A 1,761-nucleotide genomic window follows, 5' to 3' on the forward strand; every position below is an offset into this window, starting at 1 on the left:
GGCCGTGGTCGACCAGCAGGCTTGGAAGGTGACGGACGGTCGCGGTCGCCTTGGCACGCTGATCAGGTGACAGGTCGGTCCAGTCGCGCAGCAGGTTGTGCTGTTTGCGGCTGTCGTCGCGAACCGGGGCGAAGGTCCATCCCGCCCTTCGTCGCTCCGCACACCAGCGCTCGTGTTCGAACTGGGCGAGCATGTCCGTTTCGGCGGCGGTGAAGGCGAAATCGGTCATCGGGTGGGTCATCGGGATGACGACCGCGTTGACCGCGTTGAGTTTGGCACCGATTCCCTCGGCCTGACTTCGGTTTGCCGCCCGCAGGTCCGCGCGTAGGGTCTCCCACGGCTGCATCGAGTCGGTTCCGCCGATCGTGGCGCCTTTTTCCTGTTCATCGACCAGGTACTGGCCGTGGATGGCGCGGGCCAGGGCCGTCAGCGTGTCATTGTGCAGTTCGCCCGGTTCCGCCGCCTCGCCCATGACTGCGAACACCCGCACCTCTCCCGGCCCGGGATCGAGTAGATGGGGATTGAGTAGGTCGCCGAGAGCGGTTCGTTGCCCGACACAGACCGTCACGGTCTGCCCGGTGCCCGCGGCGCCGCGGACCATGTTCAGCCCTCTGCGCAGCGCGGCATCCTCGTCCTGATCGCAGAGAACCAGGTGTCGTATAGCTGGTATTTCCGGTGTATCCACCGTAGCCGGGATAAGAATTTCCCATGGAATCGTCGCGAGATCGAAGCTCTGCGCGGCCTCATCCTTTGCCCGGGGCGCACAGTGCGCGTCGACCGGCCGGTAGCGTTGTCGAAGTTCAGTGAGCTGGGACGAGGCGTTCGTGTCGATGAGAACGAGCGGGAGCGGCGGACCGCCGGCACGGACCCGCCACAGCCTGGCCAGTTCCACGACGAACGCGCGACCGAACGGGCCCAGGCCGACGACCGCGATCGACGGCACCGGATCGTCGGAACCAAGATGGGGCTCCAGGATGCGGGCGGCGAGCGTGCGCGCGGCGAGTTCTTCCGGCGTGAAGAAATCCAACCGGAACTCCGATGCCGATGACAACCCCACCCGGCGTGCCTTCAGCGCGAGCGCCAGTTCACCGTCGGCCAGCCGTGCATAGCAGGCGAGTGGCTCGTCCCGGTCGGGTTCCTGCTCGGCGAGCGCGCCCACGGCAGCCACCGTCGCGGCGGTGGCTGCGCTGTCCGGCAGGCAGGCGTACACGGTGGCCGCTCGGGGCACACCCGCGGCACGCAGCACAGCCTGGTCCCAGGCATCGCCGATGACGACGAGCGCCGCGCTCTGGACGAGCCCCTCGGCGCGGTCCAGATCGGGGTCTGCGCTGATGACGACCACCTGGACGCCGGCGGCCCGAAGGCGGCGGACGAGCGTCATCGCGAACAGGTCGTCGCCGATGACGACCGCGTGGTCCCGGGCCCGGCGGGCCATCCACCGGTGACGCCGGTCGGTGAGCAGGTTCCACACGGACACGGCCACGCCGTACGCGGTCGCGAGCGGAGCCAGGAAGCGGGCGAACTCCAACGGCAGCGGGAATGGGCCGCCGTTCTGCAGGGGTTCGGCGCCTAACAGGAACAGCTGTGCGTCGAAGTAGACGACATCCGCGGCGGTGTAGCCACACGGCGCTGAAGCCGGTGGCGGGCACTGGTCGGCGGACCTGCTCAGCTGCGCCAGCCCCCACGCACCCAGGATTGCCGCCACCGTGAACAGCACGCAGAACGCCGGCCATAGAACGCGACCGGCCTGCCGTTGTTCTG

1 protein-coding gene is annotated in these 1,761 nt (G+C 68.5%); it reads right to left on the reverse strand.

Features of this window, described 5'->3' with window-relative positions; all coding sequences use genetic code 11:
- Window positions 1-1,761: NAD-binding protein (locus tag U9980_RS09660; RefSeq protein ID WP_322767621.1), on the reverse strand; the 1,761-nt coding region annotated here is incomplete at both ends.

The sequence above is a fragment of the Protofrankia sp. Cr1 genome (assembly GCF_963555865.1).
In the GTDB taxonomy this organism is placed as follows: Bacteria; Actinomycetota; Actinomycetes; order Frankiales; family Frankiaceae; genus Protofrankia.